Here is an 18,718-nt window from a genome sequence, read left to right as displayed (position 1 = left end):
AAAATGACGATTTGCCTGTAAGGGAGGTAGACCCCGCTTGCAGGACAGAGTTTAGACACAGGTTGGCAAGAGGCTTTCAGCCGCCGGACTTCTTGGCCTTGTAACCGAGCTTGATCAACTCGGCCAACAGCAGTTCGACGTGATCGCCCTGGATTTCGATGACCCCGTCTTTCAACGCGCCACCCGTGCCGCAGCGCTTTTTCAGCGCGGTGGCAAGCTCCTTGAGCGCCTCTTCGGCCAGCGGCACGCCGGTGATGGTGGTCACCGTCTTGCCGCCTCGGCCTTTGCTCTCGCGGCGTACGCGGGCAATGCCGTCGCCTTCGGGAATCAGGGTGTGTTTGCAGGTGCACGAATCCACGGGCTGACGACAGTCCGGGCAGTGTCGACCTGCATCGGTGGAAAATACCAGGCCACCGAGGGCGGCGAAGGATGCGGCTTTCTTGGCCACCGGCAATCCTCTAGGGGATGAAAAGTGGCGCAGTGTAACGGCAAAAAGCCAAGTTGCTAAGGGCCAAATGGCGCCATTTCATGCAACTTTAGCGACGCAACGCCAGATAGCGCCGCAGGCCCTCTTTAGCGTCCGGGCAGTAAGACTTGTGTTTCGCCTCGCTCAACACCGTTTCAACCGGCAGGAAGCGCGCTTCCATGACTTCTTCGGGCTGCAGGCACAGTGGCCCGTCCCATACCGCAGAGTAGGAGGTGCACCAAAGCCTGCTGTCGCCGTCTTCGAAATAGAAATGGTCATGTTCGGCCAATTCCACGCCGCTGACGCCGAGTTCTTCTGCAAGCTCACGAGCCGCCGAATCGGCATAGGTTTCCCCTGCCGCGACCATCCCGCCCGCGGCCGTGTCCCAGAACCCGGGGTACAGTGCTTTGCTCAGGGTGCGCCGATGCACGCACAACTCACCCTTGGCATTGAACAAAAATATGAAGGTGCAACGGCCGATCAAGCCACGCCGGCGAAGGTCGGACCTGACCAGGTGGCCGAGCAGGTTGTCCTGCTCGTCGACCCAACAGATCAGTTCAGCATCGGAGGCCTCGCGGTGGGCGGCCTCCCTTTGAATAGCGTCCATCATCAACCCTGGTTGAGGAGCTGACGCAAGTCGATCACCGCAGCGTTGGCCCGGGAAATGTAGTTGGCCATTACCAACGAATGGTTCGCCAGTACGCCGAAACCACTGCCATTGAGAATCATCGGACTCCACACCGGTTCCTGCGAGGCCTCCAGCTCACGAATGATCTGGCGCACGCTGACGGTGGCGTTTTTCTTGGCCAGCACATCGGCGAAATCGACTTCGATGGCGCGCAGCAGGTGGGACAGTGCCCACGCCTGGCCACGGGCCTCGTAGAACACGTTGTCGATCTGCATCCAGGGGGTTTCCACCACTTCCTCATCGACCTGCGGCACTTCACCCGGCGCCAGCGCTTCGGTTTTCAGCGCGGTGTTCAGCTTGACCCGGCCCACGCTGGCCGACAGGCGCTGCGACAGCGAACCCAGGCGGGTGGCGACATCGCCCAGCCAGTTGTTCAGGTTGTCGGCGCGGGAATAGAACAGCGCGCCCTTCTGGTTCGGGTCGGACAGGCGTGCTTCGTAGCGGTTCAGGGAGTTGATGCCTTCCTGGTATTCCGACTCGCTGGACGGCAGCACCCAGCTCTTGTTGTCGAAGTTGAAACGCGGCTCGGCCTTGGCCAGGTCAGCGTCTTCAGCCGACTGCGACTGGGAACGGGCGAAGTCTTTGCGCAAGGCACGGGTCAGGTCACGCACCTGCACCAGCACGCCGTACTCCCAGCTGGGCATGTTGTCCATCCACAGGCCTGGCGGGAAACGGTCGTTGGAAATGTAGCCACCTGGCTTGTTCAGCAAAGTGCCGACCACGGTTTTCAGGGTTTCGACGGTGGTGTAGCCGATCACCATCTGCTTGCCTTCCTTCTCGGCGGCCAGCTGGGCGTTTTGCTGGACCGGGAACAACGCGGGTTCCTGACTCCAATACCAACCCAGGCCACCGGTGACCAGCAAGTACAAGCAGATCACGCTGAGCAAGGCGCGGCTCATCAGCAGGTTGCGAACGTAGCTGCGGTTGGCCGACTTGGGCTCAGGGGCGGGGCCTTTGGCACTGCCTTCGCGGTTTTTCCAGTCCAGCATGGCGATATCCTTTCAATCACTTGAGTTCATGCACATCAATTGTCCGGGTGCGGTCAAACATTCCGACCACAACCCTACCCCATCGTGCCCATCGGTGCGGGCTTTTAAACCAAATTGGCGCATACCGAAGGTTGGACTATAAAGGATGCACACTTTTTACACAGCGCGACCACGAGGTCAAAAAATGAATACCGCAGACACGTACTTAATTGACGTATGACACTCATGCAGCAGAAAAGAGATGCTAGCATAGAGCCATCAGTCGACCTCAGCATGCACCCGCACAGTAGTCAGGATATGACCGAGTCAGAAGACCCCAGCCGCGAGCGTCTCAAGCAGCACTTTGCCCAGCGGGTAATTCATCAGGCACGTCAAATTCTTGAGATCTGGCAGCGCCTGCAGCGTAGCGAATGGTCCAACGCGGATTTCTCCGAGCTCAATGAAGCCAATCTGCGCCTGCAGCGCTTTGCCGAGCGTTTCGAACAGCCCGAACACCGCCAACTGGCCCAGCACATTGGCGAGTCCCTCAAAGCGGTGGATGAAAACCGCGGGCGCCTGAGCAGCCAATTGATCACCGAGCTCAATCGCTTGATGCAGCGCTTGTCGCGCACCGGGCTGCGCCAGGGCGATCAGCTGGAACAAACCCTGCTGCCGCCGATGCGCAAGCCGATCTACGTGATGCTGGCCGACCACAACCGCGCCGAGCGCCTGGCCAAGCAGTTGGAATTCTTCGGCATGAGCGCCCAGTCCCTGGACAGCGTCGCAGCCTTTCGCGCCGCCATGGCCGAGCGCCTGCCTTCGGCCATCGTGATGGACGTGGATTTCTGCGGCACCGGCCTGGGCCTGAAACTGGCTGCCGAAGCCCAGGAAGGCCTGGAGCAAAAGCTGCCGCTGCTGTTTTTCAGCCTGCATGAAACCGACACCCCGACCCGCCTGGCCGCCGTGCGCGCCGGCGGCGAAGAATTCCTGACCGGCACGCTGGAGGCCTCGAGCCTGCTGGAAAAGATCGAAGTGCTGACCTGCGTGGCTCAATATGAGCCGTATAAAGTGCTGATCATTGACGACTCCCGCGCCCAGGCGTTGCATACCGAGCGCCTGCTCAACAGCGCCGGCATCGTCACCCGCACGTTGATCGAGCCGATCCGGGCCATGGCCGAACTGGCCGACTTCCAGCCCGACCTGATCATCCTCGACATGTACATGCCCGCCTGCACCGGCACCGAGCTGGCCAAGGTGATTCGCCACAACGACCGCTATGTCAGCGTACCGATTATCTATCTGTCGGCCGAAGACGACCTGGACAAACAGCTGGATGCGATGAGCGAAGGCGGTGACGATTTCCTGACCAAACCGATCAAGCCGCGCCACCTGATCACCACCGTGCGCAACCGCGCGGCGCGTGCGCGCAATTTGAAAGCGCGGATGGTGCGCGACAGCCTGACCGGGCTGTACAACCACACGCATATCCTGCAACTGCTCGAAGACTGCAGCTTCCGCGCCCGCCGCGAGAACAAGCCGCTGAGCTTTGCCATGCTCGATATTGACCACTTCAAGCGGGTCAATGACAGCCACGGTCACCCCATGGGCGACCGCGTGATCAAAAGCCTGGCGTTGTTTCTCAAGCAGCGTTTGCGCAAAAGCGACTATATCGGCCGCTATGGCGGTGAGGAATTCGCCATTGTGATGCCCGACACCGACCTCGAATCGGCCTGCAAAGTGCTGGACGAGATTCGTGGGCGTTTTGCGGAAATCCACTACCCGGCCCAACCCCAGGATTTATGGTGCACCTTCAGCGCCGGGCTGGTGGAATTGTGCGACGGTTCCGACAGCCTGACGATGGCCGCCCAGGCCGATGAGGCGCTGTACCGCGCCAAGCATGCCGGACGTAACCGCGTGCAAGCCGCTCGCACATCAAAGCAAAGTGCCATCTTTTCACCGGAATCCACTGATTCGGTCATAACTTTGTAATGTAAACGCAATAACTTCAGGCACTTATCTTTTGCTGTCGGTTGAAACCACGCATGCGCCTGAAGCTGCTGACCAATCTCAATACCCTTTTGTTGGTGGCCGTGTGTCTGGCGCTCGGGGCGACGCTGTGGTGGTCGCAACGAGCACTGGAGCGCCCGTACCTGTTGATGGAGCGCTATCTGGGGCTGTCCCAGGCCTTCGAGAACCAGGCCGCACGCAATATCGACGACTACCTGGCCAGCGGCGATGCCCTGCGCTTGAGCAGCGCCGGCCAGAGCCTGGAAAGCCTGCTGCAGCAGCTCGATTCATTGCCGCCCGAGTTGGCGCAGAACCTGCGACCCAGCCTCACGGAGCTAGACACCTTCAGCAAAACCGACCTGCTCGCCGCCGGCAAACTGGCCGGCGACCCGCAAGCGCTGTTATTGCAGGCCGAACGCGAGCTGGGGGCGAACCTGGAGCAACTGAGCCAGTACGCCAGTGCCGTGAATGCCCCGGACGCGGCGCGCTATCTGCCGCCACTGCTGGCCGCCTCGCAACACCTGGGCAAGCTGTCCCTGGCCCGGGACAAACTGGTGAGCAGCGGTCGCGCCGAATTGGCGGATGATGTCGAGCGTGAAATCGCCAACATTCGTACCCAGGCCGACCTGTTGGCCCAGCTGCCTTTGCTGGGGGTGAAGGCCAGCGCCGAATCCAGCAGCGACGATTTTTCTGCGTTGATGGGCCTGGAAAACGCTGAAAAAACCGAAGCCCAGGATACCGGCGTCGACCTCAAACGTGAACTCAACAGCCTGTTGACCCGCTACCCCGCCGAACTCAAGCGCACCCGCGAACAGATCCAGCAACGCACCGACCTCGCCGCCGCCACACACATCAAGATCACCCGCGTGCGACAAGCCATCGCCGGCCTGGAGCCGGTGGTGCGCGCACAGCACGCCAACATCCAGGGCGAAGTGCGTCTGATGCAGGGGCTGATGATTGGCCTGATCCTGCTGATCGCACTGTTGATCGATACCCTGCAACGCCGCCTGGCGCGGGTGCTGACCCACCTCGCCCCGGCGCTGTCCACCTGGGCCGAAGGCAACTTCAGCCAGCCGATCGCCTTGGGCAGGACCAATCGCGAACTGCGCGACATCGAAGCCTCGCTGAACCGCCTGCGCGCTTATCTGGTGGACCTCGTCGGCACGATCCGCGGCAATGCCGAAGAAGTCGCCGGCAGCAGCCGCACCCTGGCCGAACTGAGCAGCGGTTTGCACGACGGCGCCGAACGCCAGGCCGGGGACACCGCGCAGATTCGTGACTCCCTGGGCGAACTGGAGGCGACCATCCAGCAAGTGGCGGGTGATGCCAGCCAGGCTGCAGGCGCGAGTCGCAGTGCCGGCGTCGCCGTGGAACAAGGCCAGCGGGTGATCGGCCTGAGCCTGGCCGGGCTCCATGCCCTGGTGGGTGAAGTGCAGCAAAATGCGCAGATGATCGAGAAACTCGCCGCAGAGTCCGCGACCATCGGCGGCGTGCTTACGGTGATCCGCTCGATCGCCGACCAGACCAACCTGCTGGCGCTCAACGCGGCGATCGAAGCGGCCCGCGCCGGTGAGGCCGGACGGGGTTTTGCCGTGGTCGCCGACGAAGTGCGCTCCCTGGCCCAACGTACCGCCGGCGCCACCGCCGAAATCCAGGGCCTGATCGCCGGCCTGCAAACCGCCGCCCACCAATCGGTACAAGGCATGCGGGCCCAGGTCGAACACGCCGAAGCCACCGCCGAGCAAGCCCAGGCCGCCGATGGCGCGCTGGATGAAATCGTCGGGGCGATCCAGACCATCTCCGCGACCGCCGTACGCATCGCTGACGTGACGGCGCAGCAAAGCGGGGCCGTGAGTGAGATTCGCGACAACAGCGAAAGAATTCACCAACTGGGTGAAGACAACCTGCGGCGTATCGGCCAGGGACGCAGCCAGGGCGAGCATCTGCTGGTGCTGGGCGGGCAGCTCAATACGGCTGTAAAAGCCTTTCGGGTCTGACCCGACCTTGCGCCCAGTGAAGATCAAAATGTGGGAGGGGGCTTGCTCCCGATAGCGGTGGGTCAGTCGAAGCATTTATAACTGACACACCGCAATCGGGAGCAAGCCCCCTCCCACAGTGGATCCCCATTGAATTCATAACAGTGTTGCCAATGACCAGATCCTGAGCCACAGTCACAAATTTCGCGCAATCCTCGCTAATCGTGCTGGCTACTGCATAGAACTGGACAGTCACAAAGGCTTTGCGGCATAGTCGCCGGGTTCTGCCGTACCCCACCAATAACAAGGAACAGCCGATGGCGACCTTACTGGTTCTTCACGGACCCAACCTGAACCTGCTCGGCACCCGTGAACCGGGCGTCTACGGGGCAGTGACCCTGGATCAGATCAACCTCGATCTGGAACAGCGGGCCCGTGTCGCCGGCCACCATTTGCTCTACCTGCAAAGCAATGCCGAGTATGAATTGATTGATCGCATCCATGCCGCGCGTGGCGAAGGCGTGGATTTCATTCTGATCAATCCCGCCGCTTTTACGCACACAAGCGTTGCATTACGTGACGCGCTGCTGGCGGTGAGCATCCCATTCATCGAAGTGCATTTATCGAACGTGCACAAACGCGAAGCTTTCCGCCATCACTCTTACTTCTCCGATGTAGCGGTAGGAGTGATCTGCGGCCTTGGCGCCAGCGGTTACCGACTGGCCCTGGAGGCCGCCCTGGAACACGTTGAAGAACAGGCTAAACGCCCCTGACCGACCCTTGGGAGTTGATGATTCATGGATATCCGTAAAGTTAAGAAACTGATCGAACTGCTGGAAGAATCCGGTATCGACGAGCTGGAAATCAAGGAAGGCGAAGAGTCCGTACGGATCAGCCGTCACAGCAAGACCCCGGCTCAACAGTTCTACGCGCCACAGATGCAAGCACCGGCTCCGGCCGCTGCCGCACCTGCCGCTGCTCCAGCCGCCGCGCCTGCAGCGCCAGCAGCCCCTGCGCTGAACGGTTTCGTGGTCAAGTCGCCAATGGTCGGTACTTTCTACCGCACCCCGGCACCGACCTCGCCAGCCTTCGTTGAAGTGGGCAAGACCGTGAAAGTGGGCGACACCATCTGCATCGTTGAAGCGATGAAGATGATGAACCACATCACGGCTGAAAAAGCCGGCGTCATCGAATCCATCCTGGTAGAAAACGGTCAGCCGGTTGAGTACGACCAGCCGCTGTTCACCATCGTTTGAACCGCGGAGCGCCTTCGATGTTGAAACCTGCGAAGAAACTGCAAAAAGTCCTGATCGCCAACCGCGGCGAGATCGCGCTGCGTATCCTGCGCGCCTGTAAGGAAGAGGGCATCAAGACCGTCGCTGTTTACTCGACGGCCGATACCGAATTGATGCACGTGAAACTGGCGGACGAGAGCATCTGCATCGGCCCGCCCCTGGCGACCAACTCGTACCTGAAAGTCTCGAACATCATCGCTGCCGCCGAAGTGACCGGCGCCGATGGCATTCACCCAGGCTACGGTTTCCTCGCGGAAAACGCCGATTTCGCCGAACAGGTGGAAAAATCCGGGTTTGCCTTCATCGGCCCGAAAGCCGAAACCATTCGCCTGATGGGCGACAAGGTCTCGGCCAAGGACGCCATGATCGCGGCCGGCGTGCCTACCGTTCCCGGCTCCGACGGCCCGCTGCCGGAAGACGAGGAAACCGCCCTGCGCATTGGCCGTGAAGTCGGCTACCCGGTGATCATCAAGGCCGCCGGTGGCGGTGGTGGTCGCGGCATGCGCGTGGTGCACAAGGAAGAAGAACTGATCGAAGCCGCCAAGCAGACCCGCTCCGAAGCGGCTGCCTGGTTCGGCAACCCGATGGTCTACCTGGAGAAGTACCTGACCAACCCACGTCACGTGGAAGTGCAGGTACTGTCTGACGGCCAGGGCCATGCGATCCACCTGGGCGACCGCGATTGCTCGCTGCAGCGTCGTCACCAGAAGGTACTGGAAGAAGCCCCGGCACCGGGCCTGGACGAGAAAGCCCGCCAGGAAGTCCTGGCGCGCTGCGTCAAGGCGTGCATCGACATCAACTACCGTGGCGCCGGTACTTTCGAGTTCCTCTACGAGAACGGCCGTTTCTACTTCATCGAGATGAACACTCGCGTGCAGGTAGAGCACCCGGTGTCGGAGATGGTCACCGGTATCGACATCGTCAAGGAGATGCTCAGCATCGCCGCCGGCAACGTGCTGTCCTTCACCCAGGACGACGTGAAGATCCACGGCCACTCCCTGGAATGCCGGATCAACGCCGAAGACCCGCAAACCTTTATGCCGAGCCCAGGCCTGGTCAAGCATTTCCACGCGCCCGGCGGCAACGGCGTACGTGTGGATTCGCACCTGTACAGCGGCTACAAGGTTCCGTCCAACTACGACTCGCTGATCGGCAAGCTGATCACCTGGGGCGCGACCCGCGATGAGGCCATGGCCCGCATGCGCAACGCCCTGGACGAAATCGTGGTCGACGGCATCAAGACCAATATCCCGCTGCATCGGGACCTGGTGCGTGATGAAGGCTTCTGCGAAGGTGGTGTGAACATTCACTACCTGGAACACAAGCTGGCCAACCAGTAAGTGCTCCACCCAACATAGCCGCCTTCGGGCGGCTTTGTTGTTTCTGGCAGCCACACACCAACCACCTGTGGGAGGGGGCTTGACTGATCGTTCCCACGCTCGGCGTGGGAACGCATCTTGTGACGCTCCGCGTCACGGACGCGGAGCGTCCAGAGCAGCATTCCCACGCGGAGCGTGGGAACGATCATCAGCAATGTCGTCTTCTGCTGTTCGCTCGCGTAAACTTGCGCGCTTTCGCAGCCCCATCCCGCTGCACACTCATTTTTTCAAAGGTGCCCGCCATGCCTTGGCTGCAAGTCCGTCTCGCCATCAGCCCAGAACAAGCCGAAACCTACGAAGACGCTTTCCTCGAAGTCGGCGCCGTGTCGGTGACCTTCATGGACGCTGAAGACCAGCCGATCTTCGAACCGGAACTCAACACCACCCCGCTGTGGTCCCACACCCACTTGCTGGCCCTGTTCGAAGACGGTACCGAGGCCGCCAGCGTGCTGGCCCATCTGGAATTGCTCACCGGCACCCCGCTGCCGGAGCATCACAGCGAAGTGATCGAAGACCAGGATTGGGAACGCAGCTGGATGGACAACTTCCAGCCCATGCGTTTCGGCCAGCGCCTGTGGATCGTACCCAGCTGGCACGCCGCCCCCGAGCCGGATGCCGTCAACCTGCTGCTGGACCCGGGCCTGGCGTTCGGCACCGGCACTCACCCCACCACCGCGCTGTGCCTGGAATGGCTGGACGGCCAGGACCTGAGCGACTGCAACGTGCTCGACTTCGGCTGCGGCTCGGGGATCCTGGCCATCGCCGCGCTGCTTCTAGGCGCCAAGCAGGCCGTGGGCACCGATATCGACGTGCAGGCCCTGGAAGCTTCCCGCGATAACGCCGGGCGCAACCACATTCCCGAAGGCAAGTTCCCACTCTATTTGCCTGAGGATTTGCCCCAGGTACAGGCCGATGTGCTGGTCGCCAACATCCTCGCCGGGCCGTTGGTGTCGCTGGCGCCGCAGTTGTCGAACCTGGTCAAGCCTGGCGGGCGCCTGGCACTGTCGGGCATTCTCGCCGAGCAAGGTGAAGAGGTCGCCGCCGCCTACGCCAGGGATTTCGAGCTGGACCCCATCGCCAACCGTGACGGCTGGGTACGCATCAGCGGTCGTCGGCGCTAGAATGAGCGCTTGTCTGAATCGGATGGCCGCATGAGCGACAGTTTCGTCACCCAGTGCCCGCATTGCCAAGCACGCTTTCGCGTCAACCACGCTCAATTGAGCGTGGCCCGTGGCGTGGTGCGCTGCGGCTCCTGCCTGCAGGTGTTCAACGCTGCGCGCCAGTTGCTGGAGCAGCGAGCCTCGGTGCCGGCAGCGCAACCTGAACAGTCCGGCGCTGATGAACCCACGCCTGAGCCGCCGCGCGCAATCAGCCAGAAACAGTGGACAGCCCAAGAGCTGGACCTGGACAACCTGGACCTGGACGAGGAACTGGCCAAGCTCGAGCGCCGCGAAATTCAGCACACCCAGCCCGTCGGCGCGGACCGCCGCCAGCCCGGTGCCGAGCGTCGGCACAGGGAAGATGCCCTCAGCGCCAGCCGCAATACAGTCAAGGCCGAGGAAGAAAAGTGGGCCGCCAGCCTGTTCAGCGAGCCGCCGCAAGAGCGCGTCCTGCCCGCCGAAGCCGAGCCGGAGCCGAGCGAGCGCACCGAGCCGTCCCTGTCGTTTCACCGCGACGATCTCGACGACGACGAACCGCCACTTCGCTCGACCCCGGACGACGATCCCGATCCACCCTTCACGCCCCTGACGCCAGCGGCGCAAGCCACCGACGACCGCCCCCACGCCCGGCGCAAGCGCGCGCGTGCCGAGGCCAATGTCGACGAGGTGTTCCAGGACCTGGAGGACGACCCGCTGCACCTGTATGCGCAGAAGCGTCCGTCAGGCCTGGGCCGCCGCCTGACCTGGATCGTGCTGGTACTGCTCGCCGCCGCGGGCCTGGCGGGCCAGTACATTGCCTACCAATTCGACGAACTGGCCCGCCAGGACGCCTATCGTCCGTGGTTCCAGCAACTGTGCCCGAAATTGGGCTGCACCGTGCCATCACGGGTCGACATCGCCCACATCAAGAGCAGCAACCTGGTGGTGCGCAGCCATCCGGAGTTCGCCGGGGCGCTGGTGGTGGATGCGATCATCTACAACCGCGCGACCTTCTCCCAGCCCTTTCCGCAGCTGGAGCTGCGCTTTGCCGACCTAAACGGCGGCCTGATCGCCAGTCGGCGCTTCAAGCCGGCCGAGTACCTCAGCGGCGAGTTGGCCGGGGTCAGCGAAATGCCGTCGCAGACACCGATCCACATCTCCCTGGACATCCTTGACCCCGGCAGCAAAGCGGTGAACTACAGCCTGAGCTTCCATTCGCCCGAGTGAAGCTGCGCCAGAACCGAGGTTTGACGGCGGTTTATTGACTGCGCCGACGTCAACCAAACCGCTGGCGATAAAAAAATAACTGTTCAGATTTTATCCAATTCAGCCTTTATCCAGTCATCGAGAGCGGGTATCATGCCAACCCTTTTTCGAACTCTAATGATCCGGCCCCACAACAGGGAAGTCCTATGTCGGCGGTACGCATCGGCCCATATACATTGCACAACGGCTTGATCCTCGCCCCGATGGCGGGCGTCACGGACCAGCCCTTTCGTCAGCTCTGCAAACGTTTGGGCGCGGGTCTAGTAGTCTCTGAAATGGTCACCAGCGACATGAGTTTGTGGAACACCCGCAAGTCGCGGATGCGCATGATCCACGAAGGTGATCCCGAGCCACGCTCGGTGCAGATCGCCGGGGGTGATGCGCAGATGCTGGCGGAGGCGGCCCGGGCCAATGTGGAGCTGGGCGCGCAGATCATTGATATCAACATGGGCTGCCCGGCCAAGAAGGTCTGTAACAAGGCCGCAGGCTCCGCCCTGTTGAAAGATGAGCAGTTGGTTGCCGAGATCCTGCAGGCCGTTGTCGCCGCAGTCGATGTGCCGGTGACCCTGAAGATTCGGACCGGCTGGGACCGGGACAACAAGAATGGCCTGACGGTGGCGAAGATCGCCGAACAGGCAGGTATTGCAGCGCTGGCGGTGCATGGCCGCACCCGTGCCGACCTTTACACCGGGGAAGCCGAATACGACACCATCGCCGCGATCAAGCAGGCGGTGTCGATGCCGGTGTTTGCCAATGGCGATATCGATTCAGCCGAGAAAGCCCGGCGCGTTCTGCACGCAACCGGCGCCGATGGCCTGTTGATCGGCCGGGCCGCCCAGGGGCGGCCATGGATTTTCCGTGAGATCGAGCATTTCCTGCGTACCGGCAACGTGTTGCCGGCACCGGGACTGACCGAGGTGGAACGTATTCTGCTAGAGCATCTGGCCGCCCTGCACACCTTCTATGGGGATGTGATGGGCGTACGCATTGCTCGCAAGCATGTCGGCTGGTACCTCGCCACCTTGCCGGGCGCCAGGGAATTTCGCGCTCAGTTCAACCGTTTGGATGAAACGCAGGCACAGGTCGCCACCGTTCGTGAGTTCTTCGCCGAACGTGACAAGAGCCTGGGAACAGGGGATGGAGAAGGGGTGGCCGCATGACGATGATGACCGAGACTTTAGTGAGTGGAACAGCACCCGTGAGCGACAACGTCAATTTGAAACAGCACCTCAACACGCCGAGCGAAGAAGGCCAGACCCTTCGCGGGAGTGTCGAGAAGGCGCTGCACAATTATTTCGCCCACCTCGAGGGCGCTTCCGTCACGGACGTGTACAACCTGGTGCTCTCCGAAGTCGAGGCGCCCCTGCTCGAAAGCGTGATGAACTACGTCAAGGGCAACCAGACCAAAGCCAGTGAGCTGCTGGGCCTCAACCGGGGCACGTTGCGCAAAAAGCTCAAGCAATACGATTTGCTGTAAGCATTCAATCAAACCAGAAAGGCGCCCGCGTAAAAACGGTCGCCTTTTTTGCTGACTCCTTTGCTTTTGATGGAAATTGAGATGACCGACCAGACTACCCGCCTGCCGATCCGCCGCGCCTTGATCAGTGTTTCCGACAAGACCGGGATCCTCGAATTTGCCCGGGAGCTGGAAGCCCTTGGCGTGGAAATCCTCTCCACGGGCGGGACCTTCAAACTGCTGCAGGACAACGGCGTGGCCGCAGTAGAAGTCGCGGACTACACCGGTTTCGCGGAAATGATGGACGGTCGGGTCAAGACTCTGCACCCGAAAATCCACGGCGGCATCCTGGGCCGTCGCGGTATCGATGACGCCATCATGAACGAGCACGGCATCAAGCCGATCGACCTGGTGGCGGTTAACCTCTACCCGTTCGAAGCCACCATCAACAAGCCAGGCTGCGACCTGCCGACCGCCATCGAAAACATCGATATCGGCGGCCCGACCATGGTTCGCTCGGCCGCCAAGAACCACAAAGACGTGGCCATCGTGGTCAACGCCAGCGACTACACCCAAGTGCTCGACAGCCTGAAAGCCGGTGGCCTGACCTACGCCCAGCGGTTTGACCTGATGCTCAAGGCGTTCGAACACACCGCCGCCTACGACGGCATGATCGCCAACTACATGGGCACCGTGAACCAGGCCGCCGACGTCCTGAGCACCGAAGGCCGCAGCCAGTTCCCACGCACCTTCAACAGCCAGTTCATCAAGGCCCAGGAAATGCGCTACGGCGAGAACCCGCACCAGAGCGCGGCGTTCTACGTGGAAGCCAAGCCGGCCGAAGTGGGCATTGCCACCGCCACCCAGTTGCAAGGCAAGGAACTGTCCTACAACAACGTGGCCGACACCGACGCCGCGCTGGAGTGCGTGAAGAGCTTCGTCAAGCCGGCCTGCGTGATCGTCAAGCACGCCAACCCGTGCGGCGTGGCCGTGAGCCCGGACGCTGAAGGCGGGATCCGCCAGGCGTACGAACTGGCCTACGCCACCGACACCGAATCGGCATTCGGCGGCATCATTGCCTTCAACCGTGAACTGGATGCCGAGACGGCCAAGGCCATCGTCGAGCGTCAGTTCGTCGAAGTGATCATCGCGCCAAGCGTCAGCGCAGAGGCCCGCGCCATCGTTGCCGCCAAGGCCAACGTGCGCCTGCTGGCCTGCGGCGAATGGTCGGCTGAGCGCGCCGCAGCCTGGGACTACAAGCGCGTCAATGGCGGTTTGCTGGTGCAGAGCCGCGACATCGGCATGATCGGCAGCCAGGACCTTAAGGTCGTGACCAAACGCGCGCCGACCGAGCAGGAGATCAACGACCTGATCTTCGCCTGGAAAGTCGCCAAGTACGTTAAGTCCAACGCCATCGTCTACGCCAAGAATCGCCAGACCATCGGTGTCGGCGCCGGCCAGATGAGCCGCGTGAACTCGGCACGTATCGCTGCGATCAAGGCCGAACACGCCGGTTTGCAGGTAGCCGGCTCGGTAATGGCTTCCGATGCGTTCTTCCCGTTCCGTGATGGTCTGGACAATGCCGCGAAAGCCGGTGTGACCGCCGTGATCCAACCGGGCGGTTCGATGCGTGATGCTGAAGTCATCGCTGCTGCCGACGAAGCTGGCATCGCCATGGTCTTCACCGGCATGCGCCACTTCCGCCACTGATCGATCGTTCCCACGCTCCGCGTGGGAATGCCTCTTGTGGCGCTCTGCGTCACGCTTTGGGACGCGGAGCGTCCCGTGTTGCATTCCCACGCAGAGCGTGGGAACGATCATGCTAACGAGGTTTTTGAAATGAATGTTTTGATCATTGGCAGCGGTGGCCGTGAACACGCCCTGGCCTGGAAAGTTGCCCAAGACCCACGCGTCCAGAAAGTTTTCGTTGCCCCGGGTAACGCCGGTACCGCCATTGAAGCCAAGTGCGAGAACGTCGCTATCGACGTGCTGGCCCTTGAGCAACTGGCAGATTTCGCCGAGAACAATGTCTCCCTGACCATCGTCGGCCCGGAAGTGCCGCTGGTGGCCGGCGTCGTCGACCTGTTCCGCAGCCGTGGCCTGGATTGCTTCGGGCCGACCGCCGGCGCCGCTCAATTGGAAGGTTCGAAAGCTTTCACCAAGGATTTCCTGGCGCGCCACAAGATCCCGACTGCCGACTACCAGAACTTCACCGAGATCGAGCCGGCCCTGGCTTACCTGCGTGAAAAAGGCGCGCCGATCGTGATCAAGGCCGACGGCCTCGCTGCGGGTAAAGGCGTGATCGTCGCCATGACCCTGCAGGAAGCCGAGGACGCCGTGCGCGACATGCTCGCCGGCAACGCCTTTGGTGACGCCGGTTCGCGCGTGGTAATCGAAGAATTCCTCGACGGCGAAGAAGCCAGCTTCATCGTGATGGTCGACGGCAAGAACGTACTGCCAATGGCCACCAGCCAGGACCACAAGCGCGTCGGCAACGGCGACAGCGGCCCGAACACCGGCGGCATGGGGGCTTACTCCCCGGCGCCGGTGGTCACCGCCGACGTGCACCAGCGCGTCATGGACCTGGTGATCTGGCCGACCGTGCGCGGCATGGCCGACGAAGGCAACGTCTACACCGGCTTCCTCTATGCCGGCCTGATGATCGACAAAGCCGGTAACCCGAAAGTCATCGAGTTCAACTGCCGCTTTGGCGACCCGGAAACCCAACCGGTGATGCTGCGCCTGCAGTCGAGCCTGGTGCTGCTGGTGGAAGCCGCGCTGGCCCAGGCCCTGGACAAGGTCGAAGCCCAGTGGGACCCACGCCCGAGCGTCGGTATCGTGCTGGCGGCCGGCGGTTACCCTGCCGATTACGCGAAGGGCGATGTGATCGAGGGCCTGGAGGCAGCAGCCGCGCTGGAAGGCAAGGTGTTTCATGCTGGCACTGCGCTGAAGGACGGCCAGATCGTCACCGCCGGTGGCCGCGTGCTGTGCGCCACCGCGATGGGCGCCAGTGTCGACGCCGCGCAGCAACAGGCGTACAAACTGGCCGCGAAAATCGACTGGAAAGGCTGCTTCTATCGCACCGACATCGGTTACCGCGCCATTGCCCGTGAACGTGGCGAGAGCAACTGAGTAGCTATCCGTTCGGGTAGGTAAGGGCCTCTGGCCCTTGCCGTACTCATGCCCCCGCGCATAGTTAACCCGTGCATTCACCTACGAAGGGACTTCGCCTTGCGCTGGCTCAGGATCGCCTTAGCTTTTACAGTCAGCCTGCTGACCTTGCTCTGCCTGGCCCCGGCTCAAGCCGCTGCGCAAGGCAGTGGTTGGGCAGTATTGCTCGATGAGCAGGCCGACCTGCAACTGAGCGATATCCGCTCCGCCCGCTACACCAATCAATTCAGCCCCATCGAACTGGACCGGATTACCGCCGCGCAGCCAGACGGTGCGTTGTGGGTACGCTTCAAGCTGCAACCCGGCAAGCATGAACAAGTGCTGCGGGTGTTCGCGCCGGACCTGTCGCACCTGAGCCTGTATGTGTTGGACGGCGATACCCTGGTGGAACAGCAGACCACCGGCACGCGCCAGCCCCAGGCCGAGCGCCCGCTGCCGAGCAGTGACTTCATGCTCCCGATGCCGCAGAGCCAGCGCCCGCTCGAGGTGTACCTGCGCCTGGTGTCGGAGCACGAGCTACGCCCTTACATCACGCTGGAACCCGCCGTACTGGCCGCCGCCAACCAGAACCAGACGCTGCTCTATGGCCTGTTGTTCGGCGTGCTGCTGATGCTGATCCTGCATAACCTCACACGCTTCGCCTACCACCGCTCGCGCAGCAGCCTGTGGCTGGCGGCCTGCGAAGTGCTGTTGATGCTCAGCCTGGCGCTGTTGCTCAACGTGGTGGGGCCATGGCTGCCGAACTGGCATGCGATCCAGACCCCAGGCGCCTACCTCGCGCTGCTGCTGACCGCGCCCTGCGGGCTGATGTTTGCCTATCGTTTCTTCATGCCCCTGGGCCCACACCCGCTGAACAAACTGTTGATGGCCGACATCTTGTTGATCGTGCTGTGTGGCCTGCTGCTGTTGTTCGTCAACACCCTGCCGCTGAACATCATCACCTACGCCCTGGTCGCGCTGGCCGGCCTGAGCATGCTGTTTGTCTCGGCCTATCACTGGCAAAGAGGCTATCGCCCGGCGCGCCTGTTCGTGGCCGGCATGGTGGTGTTCAACATCGGCACGCTGATCATTCTGCCCGCCCTGCTCGGCCTCACGCTGGTGGCGCCGCAAGGCCTGATCGTGACCCTGCTCACGTTTATCTGCCTCAGCGGCCTGTTGATGAGCCTGGCCCTCGGCGAGCGCCAGCGCGCCATTGTCGAAACCCGCTTCAGCCTCAGCCGCGACCTGGCCGCCAGCAACGCCGAAATTGCCGCCAAGGCCGAATTCCTGGCGAAGATCAGCCACGAAATCCGCACCCCCATGAACGGCGTGCTGGGCATGACCGAGTTGCTGCTGGGCACGCCGTTGTCGGTGAAACAACGCGACTATGTGCAGACCATCCACAGCGCCGGCAACGAGTTGCTCACGCTGATCAACGAAATCCTCGACATCTCCAAGCTCGAGTCGGGGCAGATCGAACTCGATGATGTGCAGTTCGACCTCAACGCGCTGATCGACGACTGCCTGAGCATCTTCCGCGCCAAGGCCGAGCAGCAGAATGTCGAGCTGATCAGTTTCATCCAGCCCCAGGTGCCGCGCGTGATCAGCGGTGATCCGACACGCCTGCGCCAGGCGTTGCTGAGCCTGCTGGAAAACGCCCTGCACAAAACCGACGAGGGCGAAGTGCTGATCGTCGTGGCCCTCGACGAACGCAGCACCAAGCCACGCCTGCGCATCGCGGTACAAGACAGCGGCGTGCCGATGGAAGCCGCCGAACGCGACGCCCTGCTGCACAGCGAACTGCACAGCAAGAACTTCCTCTCGGCGACACGCTTGAGCGGCCACCTGGGCCTGGTTATCGCACGCCAGTTGATCCTGTTGATGAACGGCGAGTTCGGTATAAAGAGCGGCAGTCACCAAGGCAGCACGCTGTGGCTGACCCTGCCGCTGGACCCGGAACGCTTGGAGCATCCGACCTCCGATCTCGACGGCCCGCTCAAGGACGCACGCGTACTGGTGGTGGACGACAACGACACCTGCCGCAAGGTGCTGTTGCAGCAATGCTCGGCCTGGGGCCTGAACGTCAGCGCCGTGGCTTCCGGCAAGGAGGCCCTGGCCCTGCTGCGTACCAAGGCGCACCTGCGCGATTACTTCGACGTGGTGCTTCTGGACCAGAACATGCCCGGCATGACCGGCATGCAACTGGCGGCGAAGATCAAGGAAGACCCGAGCCTGAACCACGATATCCTGCTGATCATGCTCACGGGCATCAGCAACGCGCCGAGCAAGATCATCGCGCGCAACTGCGGGATCAAACGCATCCTGGCCAAACCGGTGGCCGGCTATACGCTCAAGACCACACTGGCCGACGAACTGGCCCAACGCAGCAAAGGCGTGACCCACCCTCGCCCCGCTCCAGCCGCCCCGGCAGTGATTACGGTGCCCAGCGACTTCCGCATCCTGGTGGCCGAAGACAACAGCATCTCCACCAAAGTGATACGTGGCATGCTCGGCAAGCTCAACCTCAACCCGGACACCGCCAGCAACGGCGAAGAAGCGTTGGAGGCGATGAAAGCCCAGCGTTATGACCTGGTGTTGATGGACTGTGAAATGCCGATCCTCGATGGTTTCTCCGCCACCCAGCAGCTGCGCGCGTGGGAAGTCAGCCACCAACGTGTACGCACGCCGGTGGTGGCGCTGACTGCGCACATTCTTTCGGAACACAAGGAACGTGCGCGCCAGGCCGGGATGGATGGGCATATGGCCAAGCCGGTGGAGCTGTCGCAGTTGCGCGAGCTGGTGGAATTCTGGGTGGCGCAGCGCCAACAACGGCCAGAGCACGCCCCCTCCTGACTGATCGTTGACTGATCGTTCCCACGCTCCGCGTGGAAACGCCGCCTGGGACGCTCCGCGTCTTGCGCCTGGCGT

15 protein-coding genes are annotated in these 18,718 nt (G+C 62.1%); 12 read left to right on the top strand and 3 right to left on the bottom strand.

The genetic code is table 11. The features are described 5' to 3' along the window. Positions 1–76: 76 nt before the first annotated feature. The 3 genes from C4J87_RS03155 to C4J87_RS03145 form a co-directional block, all read right to left on the bottom strand. Positions 77–448 carry a translation initiation factor Sui1 gene (locus C4J87_RS03155; protein ID WP_124365690.1) on the bottom strand — a complete coding sequence of 124 codons (372 nt, stop codon included), beginning with the start codon at positions 446–448 and terminating at the stop codon, positions 77–79. A gap of 88 nt (positions 449–536) precedes the next feature. After that, positions 537–1,073, bottom strand: coding sequence for an NUDIX hydrolase (locus tag C4J87_RS03150; protein ID WP_124365689.1), 537 nt, complete (start codon positions 1,071–1,073; stop codon positions 537–539). Between the two features lie 2 nt (positions 1,074–1,075). Next, positions 1,076–2,143, bottom strand: coding sequence for a DUF2333 family protein (locus C4J87_RS03145; RefSeq protein WP_124361099.1), 1,068 nt, complete (start codon positions 2,141–2,143; stop codon positions 1,076–1,078). Between the two features lie 297 nt (positions 2,144–2,440). Between C4J87_RS03145 and C4J87_RS03140 the strand changes: the two genes are divergently transcribed. The 12 genes from C4J87_RS03140 to C4J87_RS03075 all read left to right on the top strand — a co-directional run bounded on the left by C4J87_RS03140 (position 2,441) and on the right by C4J87_RS03075 (position 18,643). After that, positions 2,441–4,111 (top strand): PleD family two-component system response regulator, encoded by a 1,671-nt coding sequence (locus tag C4J87_RS03140; RefSeq protein WP_124361098.1) that lies wholly within the window; start codon positions 2,441–2,443, stop codon positions 4,109–4,111. Between the two features lie 53 nt (positions 4,112–4,164). After that, entirely contained in the window at positions 4,165–6,126 is a 1,962-nt protein-coding gene (locus C4J87_RS03135; protein ID WP_124365688.1) for a methyl-accepting chemotaxis protein, read from the top strand. A gap of 296 nt (positions 6,127–6,422) precedes the next feature. Continuing rightward, on the top strand, positions 6,423–6,878 hold the full coding sequence (gene aroQ, locus C4J87_RS03130; RefSeq protein ID WP_065951442.1) for a type II 3-dehydroquinate dehydratase: 456 nt from the start codon (positions 6,423–6,425) through the stop codon (positions 6,876–6,878). Between the two features lie 24 nt (positions 6,879–6,902). Further along, positions 6,903–7,361 carry an acetyl-CoA carboxylase biotin carboxyl carrier protein gene (gene accB / locus C4J87_RS03125; RefSeq protein ID WP_057724122.1) on the top strand — a complete coding sequence of 153 codons (459 nt, stop codon included), beginning with the start codon at positions 6,903–6,905 and terminating at the stop codon, positions 7,359–7,361. Between the two features lie 17 nt (positions 7,362–7,378). Further along, positions 7,379–8,740 carry an acetyl-CoA carboxylase biotin carboxylase subunit gene (gene accC, locus C4J87_RS03120; RefSeq protein ID WP_124365687.1) on the top strand — a complete coding sequence of 454 codons (1,362 nt, stop codon included), beginning with the start codon at positions 7,379–7,381 and terminating at the stop codon, positions 8,738–8,740. A gap of 281 nt (positions 8,741–9,021) precedes the next feature. After that, positions 9,022–9,900, top strand: coding sequence for a 50S ribosomal protein L11 methyltransferase (gene prmA / locus C4J87_RS03110; protein WP_124365685.1), 879 nt, complete (start codon positions 9,022–9,024; stop codon positions 9,898–9,900). 30 nt (positions 9,901–9,930) lie between these two features. After that, positions 9,931–11,145 (top strand): DUF3426 domain-containing protein, encoded by a 1,215-nt coding sequence (locus C4J87_RS03105; RefSeq protein ID WP_124365684.1) that lies wholly within the window; start codon positions 9,931–9,933, stop codon positions 11,143–11,145. A gap of 185 nt (positions 11,146–11,330) precedes the next feature. Further along, positions 11,331–12,344 carry a tRNA dihydrouridine synthase DusB gene (gene dusB, locus C4J87_RS03095; RefSeq protein ID WP_124365683.1) on the top strand — a complete coding sequence of 338 codons (1,014 nt, stop codon included), beginning with the start codon at positions 11,331–11,333 and terminating at the stop codon, positions 12,342–12,344. After that, the gene (fis, locus tag C4J87_RS03090; protein ID WP_003221275.1) at positions 12,341–12,661 is read left to right on the top strand and encodes a DNA-binding transcriptional regulator Fis; all 321 of its coding nucleotides are present in this window, start codon (positions 12,341–12,343) and stop codon (positions 12,659–12,661) included. The genes dusB and fis overlap by 4 nt, the downstream gene beginning before the upstream one ends. Positions 12,662–12,742: 81 nt before the next feature. Beyond that, positions 12,743–14,350 carry a bifunctional phosphoribosylaminoimidazolecarboxamide formyltransferase/IMP cyclohydrolase gene (purH, locus tag C4J87_RS03085; RefSeq protein ID WP_124365682.1) on the top strand — a complete coding sequence of 536 codons (1,608 nt, stop codon included), beginning with the start codon at positions 12,743–12,745 and terminating at the stop codon, positions 14,348–14,350. A 129-nt stretch (positions 14,351–14,479) separates the two neighbouring features. Further along, positions 14,480–15,772, top strand: coding sequence for a phosphoribosylamine--glycine ligase (purD, locus tag C4J87_RS03080; protein WP_124365681.1), 1,293 nt, complete (start codon positions 14,480–14,482; stop codon positions 15,770–15,772). Between the two features lie 99 nt (positions 15,773–15,871). Continuing rightward, positions 15,872–18,643: a hybrid sensor histidine kinase/response regulator gene (locus C4J87_RS03075; RefSeq protein ID WP_124365680.1), complete on the top strand. Its 2,772-nt coding sequence runs from the start codon at positions 15,872–15,874 to the stop codon at positions 18,641–18,643. The last annotated feature ends 75 nt before the right edge of the window (positions 18,644–18,718 follow it).

The organism is Pseudomonas sp. R1-43-08, from assembly GCF_003852255.1.
Classification (GTDB): domain Bacteria; phylum Pseudomonadota; class Gammaproteobacteria; order Pseudomonadales; family Pseudomonadaceae; genus Aquipseudomonas.
The sequence above is the reverse complement of the archived record's forward strand: the minus strand, read 5'-3'. Positions and strand labels throughout refer to the sequence as shown.